This is a genomic window from Paenibacillus agilis (assembly GCF_007786455.1).
In the GTDB taxonomy this organism is placed as follows: Bacteria; Bacillota; Bacilli; order Paenibacillales; family Paenibacillaceae; genus Paenibacillus_B; species Paenibacillus_B agilis.
In genome coordinates, this window is sequence record NZ_VNJK01000001.1 from 1,220,212 (window position 1) to 1,240,679 (window position 20,468).

Below are 20,468 nucleotides of genomic sequence, written 5' to 3' on the forward strand. Positions count from 1 at the left end.
CATGAGTGAACGTCGTATCGGAGTCTTGGTCATGTCTTATGGTACACCAGAAAGCCTTGACCAAGTTGAAGCGTATTACACACATATTCGAAGAGGGAGCCCTCCATCAGCGGAACAATTGGAAGAGCTTCGTTCCCGCTATGAAGCGATTGTCGGTGGTGTATTCCCACTTCGTCAAAATACAAATGAACAAGTAAATGCCTTGCAAGAAGAGCTGAATGTCCGTACTGCGAATACTGGCATCAAGTATGTATGCTACCAAGGATTAAAGCATGCTGCGCCATTTATTGAAGATGGCATAGAAGCAATGGCACGCGATGGGATTCATGAGGCGGTTGGCATTGTTTTGGCTCCTCATTACTCCACTATGAGTGTAGGTGGATATTTGAAGAGAGCGCAGGAAGAAGCCGACAAGCATGGCATTGCCTTTGCAGGTGTAAAGAGCTACCATCTGCATCCGCAGCTTATTGAAGCGCTTGTGGAGCGTGTGAATGAGCAGATCGACGCTTATGAGCAGGAAGGTCAGAAGCGTGAGCAAGTGCAAGTGCTTTTCAGTGCACATAGCTTGCCTGAGAAAATTTTAGAAATGAAAGATCCTTATCCTGAACAGCTTTTGGAGACGTCACGAGCAATTGCTAAGACATGTGAGCTTGCTGATGAGCAATGGCAGTTCACTTGGCAAAGCGCCGGACAAACGGGCACACCATGGCTAGGTCCTGATATTTTGGATACGCTCGAACAGGTTGCGAGTGAAGGTCGTCCAGCAGTGCTGTCTGTACCAATTGGTTTTGTATCTGATCATTTGGAAGTGCTGTACGATTTGGACATCGAAGCGAAGCAGCAATCAAATGAGTTGGGTATTGGATTCAAGCGTACACGTTCTCTTAACCAAGATGTTCGTTATATTCAGACATTAGCTGATCAGGTAGTAGAAGCAACGAGACAATAGTCTGTTTATTTGCTAACGAAATCAATGGACTCGATGAAAGAAGGGACGCACGATGAGCGAATGTCAAGACATCGTCATCATAGGCGGCGGATTAACGGGCCTGTCAGCTGCTTACTATGCGATGGAAGCAGCTAAGGCAAGCGGTCAACATATATCCATAACAATTGTAGAGAAACGACCAGAGTTAGGCGGGAAGATTGATACGCTGCGTACTCAAGGTTGTGTGATCGAAAAAGGACCAGATTCATTTTTGGCGCGCAAGCTGCCTATGTATGAATTAGCTAAGTCGCTTGGCTTGGAATCCGAATTGGTCTCTACCAATCCTAACGCACGTAAAACGTACATTTTAGCAAATGGCAAGCTGCATCCGATGCCAGCAGGACTCGTTCTAGGTATCCCAACCGAGATTAAGCCTTTTGTGAAAAGTGGTCTTATTTCGATGGGGGGAAAAGTCCGTGCTTTGACGGATCTCGTACGTAAGCCACGACAATCTACAGAAGACGAATCGTTAGGTCATTTTCTAGATCGCCGATTAGGTCCCGAAGTGACGGAGAACATCGCTGAGCCATTGCTAGCAGGGATCTATGCTGGTGATCTGCGGAAGTTGAGCATTCAGGCTACATTCCCGCAGTTTGCTCAGCTAGAGCGCACACACGGCAGTTTGATCAAAGGGATGATGGAGAACCGCAAAGCGGGCAATTCCGTGCCAGGACTTCCAGATGTGGTGAAAAAGACTACCTTTTTAACGTTCAAGAACGGGCTTAGCACGATCGTTGAGCGATTGCAGGAAGTGCTGCTGCCGCATGTTCAGCTGCGCTGCAGTGCAGGTGCGAGTGAGCTTCATAAGCATGAAGACGGGACATACACGCTGAAATTGTCTGACGGATCGGACATTCGGACGAAGCAGATTGTTGTCACAACGCCATCTTATGATGCTGCGCCATTGCTTGAGCCGCTTATGGACGTCACAACGCTGGAGCAAATTCGCAATGTATCGGTTGCGAATGTCGTCAGCGCGTTTGACCGCAGCAAGCTGCCGAACACTTTGGACGGAACGGGCTTTGTTATTGCCCGGAATGAAGGGCGAGCGATAACGGCTTGTACATGGACTTCGATAAAATGGACGCATACAAGCCCAGAAGATACGATGTTGATTCGCTGCTATATCGGACGAGCGAACGACGAAGAGCGCGTGGATTGGCCGGATGACGCACTGAAGCGGACCGTTCGAAACGAGCTGAAAGAGCTTATGAACATTGATATCGAGCCTAAGTTTATGGAAGTGACGCGATTACATCGCTCCATGCCGCAGTATGATGTAGGCCATGTGCAGCGCATAGCGTCATTTAGACAGCAGTTAAGCAAGTCGTTGCCGGGTGTTGCTGTTGCAGGCGGTGCTTATGATGGTGTCGGGATGCCGGATTGCATTACGAGCGGCAGGAAGGCAGGCGAGCAGGCTGTTGCTGCATTGCTAAATGGGTCTGCTGATTCAGATGCCAGCGTATCATGATCGTGGTGTCAACATGAGAACAGGCAAGTATTTATATAGGTTGCATCTATTTAATACTCGCCAGCTATCGCATAAGAAGGTAATATAAATAAACAACAGACAGGAGAACACCGCTTTTAAAGCGCTGGTTGTTATCCTGTCTTTTTTGTAATCGTCTTCGAAGGGGAGTGGGGTACCATGACGGCAATACCATCTACGCTTACAGATAACTATAATCGCATACATAACTATATGCGTATTTCCATTACTGATCGCTGCAACCTTCGATGTACCTATTGCATGCCTGAAGAAGGGATGACGTTTCTGCCGAATGAGCAGCTAATGACGGATGAGGAGATTATTCAAATTGTTCGTGTCGCTGCCCAGCTTGGTATTAAGAAAATAAGGCTTACTGGCGGGGAGCCATTGCTGCGACCTAATGTAGTCAGTCTTGTGCAGGAACTGTCGCAAATTGAAGGAATTGAGGACTTAGCGCTGACAACCAATGGACTGCTGCTTGCGAAAATGGCGGCTGATTTGAAGAGGGCTGGATTGAAGCGTGTAAATATAAGTATGGATTCCTTGAAACCTGAACGATTTAAACAAATGACAAGAGGCGGCAATTTACAGCGTGTGTTAGAAGCGGTGGAGCGATGTACGGAAGTAGGACTAGCACCTTTAAAATTAAATGTTGTACTCATGCGAGGCTTCAATGATGATGAGTGGGACGATTTTATTCAATACACGATTGATCATCCAATTACAGTACGATTTATTGAGTACATGCCAATCGGTGGAAGGCAGCAGGGCTGGAAGCGGGACTACATTTCACTTGAGGAGCGTTTGAAAGGGAGCAAATGGCATGAACAAGCCATTCCAGTTGATAAGCCTCGTCATGGTGGTCCAGCAGCGTATTATCGTTTACCTGGTGCAAAAGGACAATTTGGCTTAATACACCCTGTGAGTGACCATTTCTGTGATACATGCAATCGCCTGCGCATTACGGCAGATGGCTATGTGAAGCCATGCTTGTATTGGTCGGACGAGTTCCATTTGCGCCATCATATTGGCGATGATGCGAAGCTTGCTGAAGTGCTCATCCGATCGTTGGAGGCAAAGCCTTTTAATCATGAAATGGCGTATGAGCTGTCGGGTCAATCATTGTCGCATCAACCTACGACACGCACGATGTCTCAGATAGGTGGATAGTGGTGGGCTTGGCTGATTGTAAATAGGCTGGTTTTCCGTTTAGTGGCTTGATTAATAATATATATTTACAGTTTATATCTTTACTGTACACTAGCCTATCTTCATGGGAGGAGGAGTTGGCATGCGTGGATCATTTAGAAAGAATGGAAATATGAGTTACACACTCATTTCGTCATTCCGTCTTTCAGCTACATGCTGCAAATGCCATCGAATTATTTATGACACAGAACAATGATTCATCTAAAGAGGTATCAAGCGGAGTGGTGAATTCGGATTCATTAGCTGCTGCTTCAACTACGAATGCTTCTACCACTGCTGCACTCAATACGATGAAGCATGATGTGAAATTTAATCGGGATATTATGCCCGCTCAGACTGCTCAAGCGCTTGTGCTAGAGCGTGTTATGTGTGGTTCAACTGAACGAGTGCCGTTAGAACAGGCATATGGACGCCACTTGGCTGAAGAAGCGGTTACCAATCGCCCTGTACCGCATTTTCGTCGTTCCATTATGGATGGGTACGCAGTCATCGCAAAGGATACGTCTACAGCAGACGCGTCGAATCCAGTCATTTTGCAAGTAATCGGCGAAGTTCCATGCGGTGCGGTTTGGAGTGGGGAACTGCGCCAAGGTCAGGCCATTCGAATTATGACAGGCGCACAACTACCGGAAGGGGCCGATGCGGTCGTTCGTTTGGAATGGACAACAACTGTAGAGCGTGCTGTTAATTCTGGTCCACAATCAGGGCAGATGATAGCCGTGCATCAAGCTGTGAGATCAGGTGAGGCAATTCATGGCATAGGCTCAGAAATGCAAGCTGGTGAAGTGCTTGTCCAAAAGGGGCAGCGAATAGGTGCAGGCGAGATGGGGCTGTTAGCGATGTTCGGCTATGCTAATGTGCATGTGTACCGCCGTCCACAGGTTGCCATTTTATCAACAGGACAAGAACTTCTTTCAATAGAGGAAGAGCTGACGCCGGGTAAAATATATAATTCGAACAGCTACATCCTGCTCGCACAACTGGAATCAGCAGGAGCGATGCCGCATCTGCTGCCGCATATTCCTGACGATATAACTACTTTGCGTGAGCGTCTTGATGAAGCATTAGAGCGCTATGATCTAGTCATCACGACAGGTGGTGTTTCCGTTGGAGATCATGATTTGCTCTACGATTATACGAATAACTGGGCAGGAGAATTGCTGTTCAATAAGGTGAAAATGCGCCCGGGCAGCCCGACGACAGTTGGATTCCGGCATGGCAAGCCGTTATTTGCGCTATCAGGCAATCCGGCTGCTTGTTATGTGGGCTTTGAGCTATTTGTCCGTCCTACTTTGCTACGTATGCAGGGCGTAGCAGAGCCGCTGCCTAAGCCGATATTGGCTCGATTGACAGAAGCTTATCGCGTGAGGGATACTTTTGATCGATATGTGCGCGCAGTACTTACGATAACAGCAGAAGGACAAGCTGAGGTTCGACCGACAAAAGCGGATATTTCCAGTGCCACCGTCTCGATCCGTGATGCGAATTGCTTGTTCCTATCACCTGCTAGCGAAGAAGGAATGGAGGCGGGAACGTTGGTGCACGTATTTCCGCTGCGAGAGCTGTAGCAGCACAATGGGCTACAACAAGAAGCCGGCATAACGTGATTTGAAATGATATTTCATAAAAGAGAGCAGCGTTTACTTTGCTCAAAGGAGTGAAATTAGTGACAAAACATGATAACGCCAATGATTTATCCGTACCGTATAATCTTGAATCTGTACTTTCGCAACTAAATGTATTCGTTGGGAAATGGAATACAGAAGGAGTAGTTACTGATGCAGTATCCGGTTCAACGGTTACATTAAAAGCAACTGATACTTATGAATGGTTACCTGGCGGCTATTTTTTAATTCATCACGTCGATGGACAAATAGGAGAAGCTGAGGTCAAAGCGATAGAAATGATCGGCTATGATGCATCAAGTCAGATGTATTTCACGCATTCTTATGATAACCAAGGCAACCTCAACAAGTACCAAGCAACGCTGCTCGATAGCTATAAAAAACGAGATTAGAAATAAGGCGCTATCCAGTTGTTCGTATTTGAACGACAAGGGTAGCGCCTACTTGTTTCTTTATTCATGTTATATCTAAATATAATTTAGTCCGCTTGTGGAAGGTAGCGGTATAGGCACAATTGGCCGTAGTGCAGCAGCCCAATCTTGCGGCAAATTAAGCTGGGCATGCGGTGTAAATAATAACGCAGTAAGCTGTGGGCCGCTTAGTCGTAGATGAGGTAGATGTGGCATTGATAGTTCATATTCATCTCCACCATCTTCATCTTTGTTTGCAAGCCTGATGTTGAGCTGTGCACCCACCACAGCTGCATCATGTTGGAGCCAGTAAGGACGAATTTCTTCTACAAATTGCTCGATGTCTGCCATATATACAGTGCCTAAGTTCTGCTCAGATGTATAGGGGATGCTGTTAAACCTCTCTAGCAACTCGTTTTCATGCCAGTTCACAGGCACCTCCAGTACAGGGAGGTTGTTGTTTATCGTGGCATAGGCAAGCAAGCTAGCAATAGCTGAAGCATCCCCTGCCCATTCCACCGCGAACGGAGGGCGGCGTGATTTCAGTGTACCTTTTGGAATGGCTACCACTGCAAAGGCAGCTAATCTACCATCACGTTCTGCAACGAGAACTTGATGTGTCAGCTTCACGCATGAAGCATAGGCTTCCGCTTTCACTAATCCGGCTAAATCCCACACACTTTGCTCGTAGCGCACATTACGGCTTCTTGCAACTGCATGGAGCTTTAGCCATTCATAGGGCTCCATAGCACGTAAATGGAATGGTTGACTGTCCTGGCTTGCTGCTATAGACTGGGCATGAGGCTGATCCAAGAGCACTCGTGTAACTGTGCCAAATAAGTGACATGCCGCACGAGTATATAAGGAGCGCGTGCCTGTTACGAGCAGCAATGATGCTCCCGCTTGCTTTACATGCTCCTTTACTTTATCCAGCATACTGCTAGCGTAGCCCCGACCACGCGCTTCATGATCGATACAGACAGAACCTAGTGAGAGCACGTTAATAGCCGCAGGACCGACTCGCAGGACAGCGGGAAGCAATCCATTAAAGCCAACTAAGCGATTATCTTCGTATATGCCAAATGACTGGCTATAAGCAGTTGCATACAAGTAGGGGAAGCCTGTTGCCATCGAAACTTGTTCAGCATCGCGAAAAATACGATCCGCAAGTAGAATGGCTTCTTGCATTTCCTCATCATTTAGAATGCGAATGTTTGTCATCTTCAGCCCTCCACAATTTGACCGCTTCACGCACATAGCCTTTAGCTTGTTCCAACAGCTGAGAAGCTTCGGTAGCATTTACGTTAGCGACAATCATGACAATGGCAAGTTTGACATGTCCATTTGCTTGCTCATAGGCGTGCTCAACGGTTTCATCTTCCGCCCCAGTAGCCATCTGAATTAATCGCTTTGCTCGACTGATTAATTTATAGTTGGATGGGTTCAGATCGACCATTAAATTATCATACACTTTGCCTATGCGAATCATTGAGGTTGTTGTAAGCATGTTAAGGATGAGCTTCTGCGCTGTTCCTGATTTCATGCGTGTCGAGCCGAGCACAGTCTCTGGTCCAACGACGGCTTCAATCATATATTTGGCCAAGGGCTTCATTGGGGTATCCGCATTGTTGGAAATGCCAATGACCGTAGCGCCGAGTTGCTTGGCGCGTTCCATCGCACCAAGCACATAAGGAGTGCGGCCGCTTGCGGCAATGCCAATCACAACATCGTTCGCATGAACATGATGCGAATCCACATCACGCATGCCAAGTTCCTTGCTATCCTCAGCACCTTCAATCGCACGATAGACTGCCTCGTTGCCGCCTGCAATAATGCCCTGTACCATCTCAGGGTCTGTACCATATGTAGGCGGGCATTCTGAAGCATCGAGAATACCAAGCCGTCCACTCGTGCCTGCTCCAAAATAAAATAGTCTGCCGCCAGCTTGGAAGCTTGCGACGATTGCATCGGCGGATTCAGCAATGATAGGAATGATAGCAGCAATGACATCCGGAACTTTTCGGTCTTCCTGATTAATCAACGTCAAAATTTCTATCGTAGATTTCAAATCTATATCTCTCGTATTTTCATTTTGCTGTTCGGTCGTAAGCTCTTTAATAAATGAGTCCATACGGGTTACCCCCTTTGCGCAAGTTGAGTTGGACGTATCAATGGGAATCGAATCGTAACAGCTGCATTACGTATTCATATATTTTGAGTTAATGAGCAATTGAATGGATAAGGTTAAGCTGCAGGCTATAGGTGGATATGCGCAGCTCTGAATAGGATGTGATACGGGAGTAGACTACATTTTATCCTTCAAGAGATGCTTCTGTACGAGCATGGCTGCTCCCCAAGCAGGCGGCTTCTCTGCGAGGACAATTATTGAAGCTTGATCAGAGCGTTTCAAGTATTGCGTAAACGTGTCCAAATATAAATCGCTATGTTTAAATATAGAGCCTGTTATTGCAAGAGGCGCCTGTGAGAGCCAACTATTTTTGCTTCTCATAGCTAGAGCGAGTTGTGCGAGATCCGTTGCAGCACCTTGAATAATTCTCTGTGCAGCTTCGTCTCCCTGGTTAGCAGCATCGATGCACAGCTCAGCATACTGGGCAATATGCTGCTTGCGAATGGCGGGGCCATATATATAAGTGCGTAACTGTTCAGGAGAGTCAAATTGATGTTTGTCTAGTACATGATCGGTTAGCAGAGTAGGTGGGAGAACACCATCATGGCTGAGCATAACAGCTTGGAGGGTTTGCAATCCTATCTCATAGCCGCTTCCTTGATCTCCAAGGATATGGCCCCATCCACCGGCGCGAAAGCGTTCACCATTAGGTGTAATGCCTAAGACAATCGCTCCTGTACCCGCAATGACAATCGTACCTGTCTCTTGTGCTAAAGCAGCCATTAAGGCAATTTCGGCATCGTTCCTAATGAGAATTGGCAGCCCACTGCGGTTCAAATCCCATAGGTGAAGACGCTCATCTTGCAGCAGTGCATCAAGAAACAGCTGTTGTTCTTCACTTGTGCTTACACCCGCAATTCCCATACCGATTCCAGTACATCGACTAGGTATTAAACCGCTTTCAAAGTAAAGTTCTTGAAGAAGTTGTACGAGATGATCAATTGCTCCTGCAAATGTTACAGCATGAGGATTCGTTGCGGCGCCTTCCCGTTCTAAAATGGGACGACCAGCTGAATCAAGAACGATAGCTGTTGTTTTTGTACCGCCGCCATCAATACCAATTACATACTCCATGACGTCACCTGCTTTATAGGGTATAGCAACAGTATAACTGAATAACAATCCAGTTGTAAAATAAAATATTACAATGATATTATGACTTTGAAATAATAAATTAAATTCAAGTGCGTTTTATCCATGAAAGCGTAACTTAGGTTGCTGTTTAAATCATGATCGGGAAAGAGGGGGGCACGACGATGTCACTATCATGTATGCAAGTGCAGCAAATAGCAGAGAAGTCAGAGAGACTCATTATCGGACTGATGTCCGGTACATCCTTGGATGGAGTCGATGCGGCACTCGTTCGTGTGTATGGATCAGGCATGGAGACGAAGGTAGAAATGCTTGCTTTCGAGTGCCAGCCGTACTCGGATGCAGAGCGGGAGATGCTGAAACAATTATGCTCGCCGGATACAGCGAACGTGCAGCATATATGCACGATGAATTTCTATCTCGCTAATCGATTTGCAGCAATTGCGCGGTCTGTTGCGGCACGAGCCAGTATTCCGTGGAACGAAATTGATCTGTTATCCTCCCATGGGCAGACCATTTGGCATGCTCCTGAGGTTGATCCATCACTGCCATTTTCTATTCCGTCCACGCTGCAAATTGGAGACTTATCTGTACTTGCCAAAGAAACAGGCAAAGTAGTGATCGGTGATTATCGAACCGCAGATATGGCCTTGCAAGGTCAAGGTGCTCCACTAACTCCTTATGCCGATTATATGCTGTGCCGACACCCATCAAAAGGGCGCATTACACAAAACATAGGAGGTATCGGTAACTGTACGGTATTGCCAGCGGGAGGGGCGCCTGCTGATGTTATTGCTTTTGATACAGGACCTGGTAATATGTTGATCGATCAGGCTGTTATAGAGGTCACTGCAGGGATGTCTTATTATGACCATAATGGAAAGCTTGCTGCTTCTGGACAGGTTAATGAGCCCATTCTTTCACGAATGCTCGCTCATCCATATTTTAAGAAGATGCCGATGAAGACGACAGGTAGAGAGCTGTTCGGCCAAGGATATGCAGAGGAATGGCTGCGACAAATGAAACTTTTCTCATGCTCTCCTAATGATATTGTTGCAACATTCACCGCATTTACGGCTCGATCCATTGCTCAATCTTATCGGGATTTTATATTACCCAAGTATTCGATTGATGAAGTCATTGTTTCGGGCGGTGGGGCATGTAATCATACATTAATGGCCATGCTGCAGCAATTGCTTCCTGAGTTGAAAGTCATGACACATGAGGAAATAGGTATAAATAGCGATGCTAAAGAGGCAATTGCCTTTGCGCTGCTTGCCAACGAGTGGATAGAAGGCAATCCGAACCCGATGCATCATGTGACAGGTGCTTCACATGCAACAGTGATGGGGAAGCTCGCACTTCCGTAACGATCAATATTATATATGTTAGCGTTTATTTTGGTTACAAAATTTCATAATTAAATAAAGTAGTTGAAATATTATATCATTGTCATTATAATGATGGTACAGTTTGGAAACGGTTTCAAAATTGCTTGTTAGCGTGCAATGATGAGGGGGGAAGTTTCCATTAACAAAGTGCGAACAGGAGCAGATCAGTTTGCTGAAATCGGCAGCGCATTGCTGCGAGGTAAAAGGTTTGGGTTATTAACCAATCCGACTGGAATAGATGCTAAGTATCGCTCAACTATCGATATTTGCGCAGCGATTAGTGAGGGAAAGTTAACCGCCTTCTTTGCTTGCGAGCATGGCTTACGAAGCGAGAAGCAAGCTGGTGTACAGTTTGAGGATGAGCTTGATCCTGTGTATGGAATCCCGGTATACAGCCTTTACGGAAGTAATCGCAAGCCGACGGCTCAGATGATGGCAGACTTGGATGTAGTGATCGTCGACATTCAAGATTTGGGTGTTCGCTTCTACACATACGTAACGACACTCATTCATATCATCGAGTCATGTGCCGAACATGGCGTCTCTCTGATTGTGCTTGATCGTCCTAACCCTCTTGGCGGTAACAAAGCTGAAGGCGGGCTGCTTAATGAGCAGTATCAATCCATGGTTGGGGCATGGCGAATGCCGATGCTTACCGGAATGACAATAGGAGAATTTGCACAGCTCGTTAACGGTCAACGAGCTATACCATGCGATCTGCAAGTGATCCCGCTCATTGGCTGGAGCCGAGAGATGGAATATCCAGATACGGGGCTGCCGTGGCTCATGCCATCGCCCAATATGCCGACGATAGATACGGTGCGTGTATATGGAGGACATTGCTTATTTGAGGGAACGAACTTGTCGGAAGGTCGTGGAACGACGAAGCCGTTTGAATTGATCGGCGCACCATGGCTTAAGAGCGAGAAGCTATGCAAGGTGATGAATGAGCTGCAGCTGCCAGGTGTACATTTTCATCCATACACCTTCACGCCGATGTTCTCCAAGCATCAAGGCGAACGTTGCCACGGTATTTTTACTTATGTCATAGACCGTAAAACGTATCATTCCGTTGAAACAGGGCTTCACCTTTTGCATCATGTCATGGCGCTTCATGAACAGCAATTTGAGTGGTTAGGGAAAGAGTCAGGCTATCCATTCATAGATTTGCTGACAGGAGACAATCGCGTACGATTGCAGCTTCATGAAACAGATGGGTTGATAAATATTGTGGAAGCTTGGCGTCAGGAGAGTGAACAATGGCGAATGATCCGCAAGCCATTTTTACTGTATGAGGAGTATGGGGAATAGGGAGTTAAGTCATAGTTAGGTCATTTCATGATGTCATTCATAATCGAATGGGGGAGTATGTAATGAAGTGGAATAAGGTCACAGCTATCCTATTAGCGGCAATGCTAGTCGTACTTACTGCATGCAGCAGCAGCGGTTCAAAAGACGGGGCATCAGACGTAGATGTCATTAAAGTATGGACGTATCCTGTACACGGCAATTACAAGGATGATATCGCAAAGTCGGTAGCCGAATTTCACGCGAAACATCCCAACATACGAATTGAGTATGAATTGTTGACTTGGGCGGAAGGTCCGAAGAAATTTGATGTCGCTTTGAATGCAGGCTCACCTCCGGATATTTATTATCATGGGGTTAGCGGACAATATGTAGATACAGGGCTTGCGCTGAATCTAGACCCTTATATGACAGCAGAAATTGTAAGCGATTACTTGCCGGGCGTGCTGGATAAAGCAAAAATCCAAGGTAAGCAGTACGGCCTGCCGATGTATCAGTACCAGTGGGCATGGAGTGCCAATCAACGCATTTTAGAAGAAGCTGGCATCGATTGGAGAAAGATTCAGAAAGAAGGCTGGACTTGGTCCGAATTCAAAACAGAAGCAAAAAAGATGGTTAAAGATCTACCAGACGGCAGTAAACAGTACGGCATCGTAACAGATGCAACGACGACCGATTTCATTGAAATGCTAGCTCGCAGCAGCGGCTTGGTCGATGTTGTGGATCGCGACGGCAAGTTTATTTGGAACGATGAGCGTATGCTTGAAACGTTGAAATTTATTCGCTCACTAGTTGATGAAGGAATTATGCCGAAAGAAACGGCTGCCATTGATCCGGCGAAGCGAGTGGAATATTTCTATAACGGCAAAACAGGTATCGCGAGTAAAGGATTACCTTATTACGATGTAATGCTGGAAACACGTGCTAAAGATATTGATGCAGGCAAAATAAAAGGCGAAAAGATAGAGCATGTCTACTTACCTATTCCCTATAAAGATGGTGGCAAGTGGCAGGCGACAGTTGGTGGTGAAGGTTATGTAGGTTTCCGTCAAAAAGATGATAAGGGTGAGCAGCATGCGAAAAATACGTTCCTTGTTATGGATTGGCTGACGAAAGGTGTCCATGGTGGTAACTCGGCTAGCGAGCTGTGTGTACCGTTCGCTCGACAGTCCCAAATTGATGCATTCAAAGGTAAGGATAGTAGAGGAAAGCCGCATAACAAGATCGCAGCTGAAATTAATCAAAGTCATGGCGTTCCAAGCTCGGATCTATTTGTAGATGCGAAAGTGTCTGCAAGTAAGAAAAAGTTTATCGAGCAAGCGCAAAAGCCGATGCAGCAAGCGCTTTTCAGCGGCAGCAGAACGCCAGAGCAAATTTTTGAGGAATTCAAAAATAAAGGTGAGCAATTATTCCGATAGTAAGCCGAAAGTGTGTAGGTAGGAAGCAGCAGTTACTAGCAGATTTAGACGCTGCACTTGAAGTGGTCTCATATGAATACGTTCATATGGGACCTTTTTTCACAAGGGGGAGAACACATGGTGCAAAAGCTGCGGGATCATATGTGGGCTTATATATTCATACTCGTACCCGTTCTGCTTTTCCTCGTCTTTACGCTATATCCGATCATTTCAGCATTCATGATGAGCTTCCAGCGGTATCATGTCCTGAATCCAGAATGGATTGGATTTGATAATTACAAGACGATGTTTGCGGATTCGGTGTTTTACAAATCACTATGGAACACGTTCTTATTTACGGTATGTACGGTGCCGGTCAATATCGCGATCACGTTTATGCTCGCGTACTTTATTTTTCAGCTGCGCACGAAGTGGCAGACCTTTTTCAAAGCAGTCATGTATTTGCCAGCAGTTGCTTCTGGCGTTACGATTTCGCTCGTATGGTTCGCGATGTTCGATCCGACGAAAGACGGGATGATTAACTCTTTCCTTGGCTTTTTCGGAATGGAGCCTGTTATGTGGCTGAGCCAAACATCAACAGCTCTATTCTCGCTTATGCTGATGACCTATTTAGGATCACATGGGGCGGGCATCATTTTATACTTGGCGGCAATGGGTGGCATTCCGAAATCGTTGTATGAAGCAGCAGATATTGATCATGCCAGTGGCTGGGCAAAATTCAGTAAAATTACGTGGCCGTTGCTCAAACCGACAACTCTATATTTGCTAGTAACGGGGGTTATTATCTCTTTTCAAGTATTTATAAGTGTCTACATGATGACACAAGGTGGACCTGACTTTGCAACGACTACGATCGCTTACCTCATTTATCAGACGGCGTTTATGTTCTATGAATTCGGATTAGCCTCGGCACAATCATTTGTACTCACCGCAATCATAGTGGTCGTGTCTATTATTCAGTTTAAAATGTTCTCTACGGATGTCGAATATTAAGCCCAAAGGAGGCATTCACCTATGCAGTCAAAAGGGAAAATCGCCGTTCTGGGCGTTTCTATCACGATGCTTATCATATGGGGAATCATTACGATAATTCCGCTCTATTGGATGATTATCGGTTCCTTCCAAGATTCCTATGCGGACGCTTCTATGAAAATATCGATGTGGCCGGAAGTGTGGTCATTCGAGCCGTTTAGCCGTTTCTTCGATAAAACAATGGCATGGCGCTGGCTGCTCAATTCCTTAATCGTTTCGTCTATTTTGACAATTACGAACGTATTTTTTGCCTCACTAGCGGGTTATGCGTTTGCGAAGCTGCATTTTCCAGGACGTAAGACGATATTTTGGATATTGCTTATGACGATGATGATTCCTACTCAAGTTACGCTCATTCCGCTCTACATTCTCGTAATTGATGTATTCAACTTAAAAGACTCGTATATGGGACTTATCCTGCCTTCCATCGTAAGTGTGGGTAATATTTTCTTAATGAAGCAGTACATGTCCACGCTGCCTACGTCCTTGATCCATGCGGCGCGTATCGATGCATGCAGTGAGTTCGGCATTTTCTACAAAATTATTTTGCCAATGGCGAAGCCTGGATTGTCTGTACTGGCGATCTTCTCCTTCGTCTTCCATTGGAATGATTTCTTCTGGCCGTTGCTCGTCACAGAGTCAGAAGCGATGCGTACGATTCAAGTAGGCTTGGCTGGATTTAAGTTTGCGGATACGACGGATTTTGGAGCGATTATGGCGGGGGCAACGGTTGCTTCATTGCCGATGATTGTTTTGTTCTTCGCACTGCAGCGTTATTTCTTGCAAGGCATTACGATTGGAGCTGTCAAAGGTTAGGGGGAGCTTACTATGGCACGCGTTGTATTTAAAAACGTAGAAAAAGAGTTTGTAGATGGCAACAAGGAAACCTTTATTGCGGTTAAAGAATCGAATTTTACAATTGAGGATAAAGAGTTTGTCGTGTTTGTAGGTCCATCTGGCTGTGGTAAAACGACTTCACTGCGCATGATTGCCGGTCTTGAGAAGCAGACACGCGGCGATATTATGATCGGTGATCGTGTCGTTAATAAGCTGCATCCGAAGGACCGCGATATTGCGATGGTGTTCCAAGATTACGCGCTGTATCCGCATATGACGATTCGTGAAAACTTGTCCTTCGGTCTGAAAAATTTGAAGCAGCCAAAAGACGTAATTGCGAAAAAAGTAAAAGACGCGTCTGAGGTGCTAGGATTGGACCATTTGCTAGATCGAAAGCCAAAGGAGCTTAGTGGTGGTCAGCGCCAGCGTGTCGCAGTAGGTCGAGCGATTGTGCGCGATCCGCAAGTGTTTCTATTTGACGAGCCGTTGTCTAACTTGGATGCCAAGCTGCGCGTGCAAATGCGCGTGGAACTTGCAGAGCTGCACAAGCGATTGGAAGCTACAATTGTGTATGTAACGCATGATCAAATTGAGGCGATGACTCTAGGTCAACGAATCGTTGTAATGAATAAAGGACAAATTCAGCAGGTTGCTTCTCCAACTGATTTGTACCAGAAGCCTGAAAATATGTTTGTAGCGGGCTTTATCGGCTCACCGCCAATGAACTTTATCGATGTGACTTATGAAAATGGCAAGGTGATGATGGAAGGGGCGCAATTCGTCCTACCTGAGCACAGTGTGCAAGCATTGCGGGCTTATGAAGGCAAGAAACTCGTACTGGGCATCCGCCCAGAGCATCTGTTTGGTGAAGATATTACGATGGGCGTTCCTGATACGTATTCATTGACGTCCACGGTACAGGTGGTAGAGCAGCTTGGCTCGGAGAATCTCGTTTATTTCCGAGTAGGTGAGCGGATGATCACGGCAAAGCTGCACCCAGATTCAGATGCAAGAGTAGGACAGCTGAAAAAATTCTTATTGGATATGAGCAAGGTGCATTTCTTTGATGTAAAGACGGAGAAGCGCACTTCCATATAATATCAATTTAGGTGTGGTGAATCGTATAAAGCTGATAAGTAATATGCTTTATGTGACACATCATGAAGTAAGAGGTGAGCGGTTATGAAGAAGTTAAGTGTAGTTGTTGCTCAAACGGGAAGACAAGTTTATGAACAAATTTTAAAGGTGCTCGGATACAGTCTTATCTGTTCTCTCGTTCTAGCACCTATGCTGTTATTTATGAATATTGGTTTAGCTGTCATAGGGTTCTTGCTTGTACTGTTTCCGTTACTATCAGGTGTGTTTTATGCGTGTCATCTCCAATTGAGCGGGGAAATGGTGACAGTTAGGCACATTGTCGCAGGTTTACGAAAATTTTATGTTCGTTCCGTCGCATTTGGTCTATTTTTAACACTTTTCATACTTATCCTAATTTCTTCGTGGTGGTATTATGGAGATCAGGGAAATACGCTGCACTTCACAATCGCAGTATTCCAGACTTATTTTGTGATTATAGCGCTTATTTCTCAATTGTATACGATGCCATTAGTATATCGGGAGCAGCTATCCATTTTTCAGGCAATGGGTAAAAGTGTGAAGTTGTTTTTACGGTATCCGCTTTATACGGTGGGCGCATTTTTACAAGCCATATGTCTAATTTTTATTTTAGCAGTAACGGTAGTGGGGTTTTTAGGATTGTTCTTTGGTATGTTTGGCTATTACTTGAACTTGTTAACGGCAAATGTTCTAAAGGAAACGGAACCTCAACATGGTGTGAAGCCTATCCCTGCTGAAGGTTGAGCATAACGAATGTTGAATAAAGGTTGAAGGAGTAACGGTATGAACGGTGGATTAGTTCGATTGCGTGAAGTGTTGGCTGATATTACGCCTTCGGAGCGTAAAGTAGCGGAGTATATTTTGAGCCAACCGAAGCAAATGATAGGGATGTCTGTAGCACAATTGGCCGAGCACAGTGGAGGCAGCCAAGCGGCAGTTATTCGTCTTTGCAAATCGATGGGATTGAAAGGTTATCAAGAGCTCATGCTCAAAGTAGCTGGTGATTTGCAGCAGGATGCAGGTACAGCAGGGTATCAAGAATTTCGGCGTGACGATACGATAGAAATGATTATGGAGAACGTGTCCAACAACAATATTCAGTCTATCCGCGATACATTGAAAATATTAGAACCTGAGTTGGTGACGAAAGCGGTAGAGGCGTTGCGGCACGCGAAGCGCATTTATTTTTACGGCATTGGTGCTTCCTATTTGATTGCTTTGGATGCACAGCACAAGTTTCTGCGGATTAATAAGACATGCTTTTCCTTTGCAGATGCAGACATGCAGCTTATTTCATCATTAATGCTGACAGAAGAGGACGTGGCTGTCTGTATCTCCTATTCAGGAGAAACTACGGCAGTCGTCGAGTGCACGAGGCAGGCTAGAGCTCAAGGAGCGACAACGATTTCGATTACGAAATATGGAACAAATGCGGTGAGCTCGCACGCGGACATTCCGTTATTTATTACATCGACCGAGAATGAGATTCGCAGTGGTGCGACATCATCTCGGATCACACAGTTGAATGTGATTGACATTCTTTATCTAGGTGTAACGAGCCGAGACTATGACCAATCTCTTTTATCGTTGGATAAGAGCAGAGAATTGATTAAGAAGATGAAGAAGCAGTAGTGGGTTGTGACACACCCTATACGAAAATAAAAATCGTCACGTTCAGGATGATATACAATGAGGGCTGTTCCAACTTGTCAGTAATGACTTTGGGAACAGCCTATTTATTTTATATAGCACCTGAAGGAACTCTTTCAATCGATTTAAGAAAATGTTAAGTTTTTCCTATTTTTTATTTTATTAGTTTTCTCTATCTTATACCTAGGAACAAAAAAATCTTAAATTCGAAGGAGAATTGGTATGAAAAAAAATCTTAAAAAAGCATCCGTACGTTTGGCAGCTGTAGGATTGGCTACTGCGATTTCCCTATCTGGAGCTTTAGTAGTAAGTGCAAATGAAAACCCAACTCAAAAGACTGTAGCTCAAAACAATGAACTGTATGCAGGAACTTACAAAAAAGTCTCAGCTTCCGAAGCTCTTGCCGACAAGGATGTGAAGGCAAAAATCGAACAAGTCTATGCTCAGTTTCCAGAAACAAAATCCTATGAGATCGATGCTTATGAAGATGTAGTTTCAACAAGTGATAGTGAGTATGATAAGTATGTGATTAGACTTGAAGAAAAAGATGGAGAGAACTTTTTTCACTTTGCAGTTGATTCGAAAACGGGGGACCTTAGCTATACGATACAATCATTGGATGCTTCTACAGTTCTATCACACCCAAATGTAAAATCCGGGGTAGATAAAATCCATGTCTCACTTCCAGAATTAAAATCCTACCAGATTTCAAGTGTCTATGTTATAGACAACTTTGCAAGCAATTTTAGCAGATATAACCTTACATTTACTAAAAAATCTTCCGGAAACTCTATCACTATTGGAATAGATGGGAAAACGGGAGATATTATTAATCCGAAGAAAAACGAGCTCTAATCTACTATCTTTGTTTGTAGGAAATAGTGTTGTAGACTGAATCCGTTGAGATGCCAAAGGTGTTTTGGAGTGAGGCTATCTAAAAAGTCGGCTTAGACTGACTTTCTAGATAGCCTCTTTACGTTTTATCATTACCATATGAAGCATTCTCGACTCCGGTTTCCGCTACAGCTAAAGTTGTTACTTGCCAATAGAATTTAAATCCTTGGTTGGGGCGAATAACATAGTTCCAGCACCGACACCAGCTTGAAAGTTTAGAAGATTCATCATGGACTTTGTATTGCTGTTGGTATGAATTCCTTGTCTGTTTACTAGAGTTGCAGCTAATGTTTCCGAGCTTTCTTTATTTTCGCTGTTCGGTTGCGCTGTACTTTGCTTTACTTCGGCCAACAGTATTTTGCTACCATCTGCTTGAACGAGGTATTGCCTGACATACTCGCCTTCTCTAGCTGTGACAAGCTTCCCTCTTTTTTCATTCTCTTTTTCCTCTTTTTGTTCTGCTTCTTTAAGGGAGGTTTCAAACTTATCGTTGCTTAGTATTCTGCTCGTTTGTTGATTGCTTTGCATTGGTTTATAACTGGAGTTGATTCGCATGTTGCAATATTTCCTCCTTTATTTGTTTATCCTATATTTGTAAGAGCTATTTACTAGAGTTATCGGCTTCAAAGCTATGTAAGTTTATATATTTCCGCTGCAACATTAGTATGCTTTTCCATTCGGTTCATGTAGAATGGTAGGCATCACAAATAGATAATAACTTGGCAGCAAAAAGAGGAGGCGCAATGTTGCACAATTTGGTGGAGACTCAACTAAATGAAGAACAACGTACTCATCCGGATAGATATTCTCGGCAAGAGCGTTTTGTCCCCATTGGAATGGAAGGGCAGCAGCGACTGAAGCACTCGCGTGTCCTTATTATTGGTGCTGGTGCGTTAGGTTCGGCCACAGCTGAAATGCTCGTGCGAGCTGGTGTTGGAAGAGTTACGATCGTGGATCGCGATTATGTTGAGTGGAGCAATTTGCAGCGGCAGCAGCTATATACGGAATCTGATGCGCAAGCTCGGCTGCCGAAGGCGATTGCGGCTGAACAGCGATTAAAAGCAATTAATTCGGAAGTAGAAGTTATCGGCATCGTCGGCGATGTTACATTATATGAATTAAATGAATGGGGCGCAGAATATGATTTGTTCATGGATGCGACGGATAATTTTGAAACTCGAATGCTGTTAAATGATTATGCATTAAAGCATGCAGTTCCGTGGATTTATGGCGCTTGTGTCGGTAGCTATGGGATGACGATGATGATAGAGCCAGGGGTTACGCCTTGTTTGCGCTGCCTTATGGAAAGCGTGCCTGTTGGAGGTGCGACTTGTGATACGGCTGGTATTATTCCACCTGCGGTGCAGATGGTTGTCGCTTATCAGACGGCAGAAGCGTTGAAGTGGCTGACGGGTAATCATGATGCGCTGCGGAGAAAGCTAGTATCGTTCGATCTGTGGACGAATCAATATACGGCGATAGATGTTCGCTCTGCGAAGCGAGAGGATTGTCCATCTTGTGGGCCGAATGCGACTTATCCGCAGTTGGAGGGGATGAACCAGCGTCGTACCGAGGTGTTATGCGGTAGAGATACGGTGCAAATTCGCCCAGCCCAGCCTATTCCTATGGATTTGGGGGCTTTGGCAGAACGCATGCAAGCTGTGCACGGAATGACCGTACACAGCAACGCATATCTTGTATCCATCCAAGTGGACGAACAACATCGTTTAGTCGTGTTTAAGGATGGCCGTGTACTTGTACACGGAACGAAAGAGCCCGTTGTTGCGCGTACGCTTGTAGATAGATACATTGGGTAGTTCT

The 20,468-nt window shown here is 45.2% G+C and carries 19 protein-coding genes; 15 read left to right on the plus strand and 4 right to left on the minus strand.

All coding sequences use genetic code 11. The features are described from left to right. Position 1: 1 nt before the first annotated feature. The 5 genes from hemH (at position 2) to FPZ44_RS05370 (ending at position 5,703) form a co-directional block, all read left to right on the plus strand. Positions 2-949, plus strand: a complete 948-nt coding sequence (gene hemH / locus FPZ44_RS05350) for a ferrochelatase (RefSeq protein ID WP_144988082.1) — start codon at positions 2-4, stop codon at positions 947-949. Positions 950-1,001: 52 nt separating this feature from the next. After that, positions 1,002-2,459 carry a protoporphyrinogen oxidase gene (gene hemG, locus FPZ44_RS05355; protein WP_144988085.1) on the plus strand — a complete coding sequence of 486 codons (1,458 nt, stop codon included), beginning with the start codon at positions 1,002-1,004 and terminating at the stop codon, positions 2,457-2,459. Between the two features lie 177 nt (positions 2,460-2,636). Continuing rightward, positions 2,637-3,647, plus strand: a complete 1,011-nt coding sequence (moaA, locus tag FPZ44_RS05360; RefSeq protein ID WP_186785922.1) for a GTP 3',8-cyclase MoaA — start codon at positions 2,637-2,639, stop codon at positions 3,645-3,647. Positions 3,648-3,907: 260 nt separating this feature from the next. Continuing rightward, entirely contained in the window at positions 3,908-5,254 is a 1,347-nt protein-coding gene (locus FPZ44_RS05365) for a molybdopterin molybdotransferase MoeA (protein WP_186785923.1), read from the plus strand. A gap of 98 nt (positions 5,255-5,352) precedes the next feature. Beyond that, the gene (locus FPZ44_RS05370) at positions 5,353-5,703 is read left to right on the plus strand and encodes a DUF1579 family protein (RefSeq protein WP_144988089.1); all 351 of its coding nucleotides are present in this window, start codon (positions 5,353-5,355) and stop codon (positions 5,701-5,703) included. A 75-nt stretch (positions 5,704-5,778) separates the two neighbouring features. Here FPZ44_RS05370 and FPZ44_RS05375 read toward each other — a convergent pair whose 3' ends face one another. The 3 genes from FPZ44_RS05375 to FPZ44_RS05385 all read right to left on the minus strand — a co-directional run bounded on the left by FPZ44_RS05375 (position 5,779) and on the right by FPZ44_RS05385 (position 8,983). Continuing rightward, positions 5,779-6,942: a GNAT family N-acetyltransferase gene (locus tag FPZ44_RS05375; protein WP_186785924.1), complete on the minus strand. Its 1,164-nt coding sequence runs from the start codon at positions 6,940-6,942 to the stop codon at positions 5,779-5,781. Beyond that, positions 6,917-7,852, minus strand: a complete 936-nt coding sequence (gene murQ / locus FPZ44_RS05380) for an N-acetylmuramic acid 6-phosphate etherase (RefSeq protein WP_144988093.1) — start codon at positions 7,850-7,852, stop codon at positions 6,917-6,919. Before murQ ends, FPZ44_RS05375 begins: the two co-directional genes overlap by 26 nt. A gap of 174 nt (positions 7,853-8,026) precedes the next feature. After that, a complete protein-coding gene (locus tag FPZ44_RS05385; RefSeq protein ID WP_144988095.1) occupies positions 8,027-8,983 on the minus strand; it encodes an N-acetylglucosamine kinase in 957 nt (318 codons plus the stop codon). A gap of 182 nt (positions 8,984-9,165) precedes the next feature. Between FPZ44_RS05385 and FPZ44_RS05390 the strand changes: the two genes are divergently transcribed. The 9 genes from FPZ44_RS05390 to FPZ44_RS05430 all read left to right on the plus strand — a co-directional run bounded on the left by FPZ44_RS05390 (position 9,166) and on the right by FPZ44_RS05430 (position 18,608). After that, positions 9,166-10,371, plus strand: coding sequence for an anhydro-N-acetylmuramic acid kinase (locus tag FPZ44_RS05390; RefSeq protein ID WP_261378213.1), 1,206 nt, complete (start codon positions 9,166-9,168; stop codon positions 10,369-10,371). Positions 10,372-10,509: 138 nt separating this feature from the next. After that, positions 10,510-11,703, plus strand: coding sequence for an exo-beta-N-acetylmuramidase NamZ family protein (locus FPZ44_RS05395; RefSeq protein WP_335926090.1), 1,194 nt, complete (start codon positions 10,510-10,512; stop codon positions 11,701-11,703). A 62-nt stretch (positions 11,704-11,765) separates the two neighbouring features. Then, the gene (locus FPZ44_RS05400; protein WP_144988096.1) at positions 11,766-13,118 is read left to right on the plus strand and encodes an ABC transporter substrate-binding protein; all 1,353 of its coding nucleotides are present in this window, start codon (positions 11,766-11,768) and stop codon (positions 13,116-13,118) included. A gap of 117 nt (positions 13,119-13,235) precedes the next feature. Then, complete coding sequence (locus FPZ44_RS05405) at positions 13,236-14,111, plus strand: carbohydrate ABC transporter permease (protein WP_144988098.1); 876 nt, start codon at positions 13,236-13,238, stop codon at positions 14,109-14,111. A 66-nt stretch (positions 14,112-14,177) separates the two neighbouring features. Then, entirely contained in the window at positions 14,178-14,966 is a 789-nt protein-coding gene (locus FPZ44_RS05410; RefSeq protein WP_418789166.1) for a carbohydrate ABC transporter permease, read from the plus strand. Between the two features lie 12 nt (positions 14,967-14,978). Continuing rightward, on the plus strand, positions 14,979-16,085 hold the full coding sequence (locus FPZ44_RS05415) for an ABC transporter ATP-binding protein (RefSeq protein WP_144988102.1): 1,107 nt from the start codon (positions 14,979-14,981) through the stop codon (positions 16,083-16,085). A gap of 84 nt (positions 16,086-16,169) precedes the next feature. Further along, entirely contained in the window at positions 16,170-16,847 is a 678-nt protein-coding gene (locus tag FPZ44_RS05420) for a hypothetical protein (protein ID WP_144988104.1), read from the plus strand. Between the two features lie 39 nt (positions 16,848-16,886). Then, positions 16,887-17,735, plus strand: a complete 849-nt coding sequence (locus tag FPZ44_RS05425) for a MurR/RpiR family transcriptional regulator (RefSeq protein WP_144988106.1) — start codon at positions 16,887-16,889, stop codon at positions 17,733-17,735. A 240-nt stretch (positions 17,736-17,975) separates the two neighbouring features. Then, positions 17,976-18,608, plus strand: coding sequence for a hypothetical protein (locus FPZ44_RS05430; protein WP_144988107.1), 633 nt, complete (start codon positions 17,976-17,978; stop codon positions 18,606-18,608). A 180-nt stretch (positions 18,609-18,788) separates the two neighbouring features. Here the strand turns inward: FPZ44_RS05430 and FPZ44_RS05435 are convergent, their stop codons facing one another. Further along, positions 18,789-19,202, minus strand: coding sequence for a hypothetical protein (locus tag FPZ44_RS05435; protein ID WP_144988109.1), 414 nt, complete (start codon positions 19,200-19,202; stop codon positions 18,789-18,791). 188 nt (positions 19,203-19,390) lie between these two features. Here FPZ44_RS05435 and FPZ44_RS05440 point away from each other — a divergent pair, with 188 nt between their 5' ends. Then, positions 19,391-20,464 carry a ThiF family adenylyltransferase gene (locus tag FPZ44_RS05440; protein ID WP_144988111.1) on the plus strand — a complete coding sequence of 358 codons (1,074 nt, stop codon included), beginning with the start codon at positions 19,391-19,393 and terminating at the stop codon, positions 20,462-20,464. Positions 20,465-20,468: the final 4 nt, after the last annotated feature.

What these genes read in the sequence shown, in the direction of transcription:
- FPZ44_RS05440 (WP_144988111.1), top strand. Translation starts at nt 19,391, where the DNA reads ATGTTGCACAATTTGGTGGAGACTCAACTAAATGAAGAACAACGTACT.
- FPZ44_RS05385 (WP_144988095.1), bottom strand. Translation starts at nt 8,983, where the DNA reads ATGGAGTATGTAATTGGTATTGATGGCGGCGGTACAAAAACAACAGCT.
- FPZ44_RS05405 (WP_144988098.1), top strand. Translation starts at nt 13,236, where the DNA reads ATGGTGCAAAAGCTGCGGGATCATATGTGGGCTTATATATTCATACTC.
- FPZ44_RS05435 (WP_144988109.1), bottom strand. Translation starts at nt 19,202, where the DNA reads ATGCGAATCAACTCCAGTTATAAACCAATGCAAAGCAATCAACAAACG.
- FPZ44_RS05430 (WP_144988107.1), top strand. Translation starts at nt 17,976, where the DNA reads ATGAAAAAAAATCTTAAAAAAGCATCCGTACGTTTGGCAGCTGTAGGA.
- moaA (WP_186785922.1), top strand. Translation starts at nt 2,637, where the DNA reads ATGACGGCAATACCATCTACGCTTACAGATAACTATAATCGCATACAT.
- FPZ44_RS05420 (WP_144988104.1), top strand. Translation starts at nt 16,170, where the DNA reads ATGAAGAAGTTAAGTGTAGTTGTTGCTCAAACGGGAAGACAAGTTTAT.
- FPZ44_RS05400 (WP_144988096.1), top strand. Translation starts at nt 11,766, where the DNA reads ATGAAGTGGAATAAGGTCACAGCTATCCTATTAGCGGCAATGCTAGTC.
- hemG (WP_144988085.1), top strand. Translation starts at nt 1,002, where the DNA reads ATGAGCGAATGTCAAGACATCGTCATCATAGGCGGCGGATTAACGGGC.
- FPZ44_RS05415 (WP_144988102.1), top strand. Translation starts at nt 14,979, where the DNA reads ATGGCACGCGTTGTATTTAAAAACGTAGAAAAAGAGTTTGTAGATGGC.
- hemH (WP_144988082.1), top strand. Translation starts at nt 2, where the DNA reads ATGAGTGAACGTCGTATCGGAGTCTTGGTCATGTCTTATGGTACACCA.
- FPZ44_RS05425 (WP_144988106.1), top strand. Translation starts at nt 16,887, where the DNA reads ATGAACGGTGGATTAGTTCGATTGCGTGAAGTGTTGGCTGATATTACG.
- FPZ44_RS05410 (WP_418789166.1), top strand. Translation starts at nt 14,178, where the DNA reads ATGCTTATCATATGGGGAATCATTACGATAATTCCGCTCTATTGGATG.
- FPZ44_RS05390 (WP_261378213.1), top strand. Translation starts at nt 9,166, where the DNA reads ATGTCACTATCATGTATGCAAGTGCAGCAAATAGCAGAGAAGTCAGAG.
- FPZ44_RS05395 (WP_335926090.1), top strand. Translation starts at nt 10,510, where the DNA reads ATGATGAGGGGGGAAGTTTCCATTAACAAAGTGCGAACAGGAGCAGAT.
- FPZ44_RS05375 (WP_186785924.1), bottom strand. Translation starts at nt 6,942, where the DNA reads ATGACAAACATTCGCATTCTAAATGATGAGGAAATGCAAGAAGCCATT.
- murQ (WP_144988093.1), bottom strand. Translation starts at nt 7,852, where the DNA reads ATGGACTCATTTATTAAAGAGCTTACGACCGAACAGCAAAATGAAAAT.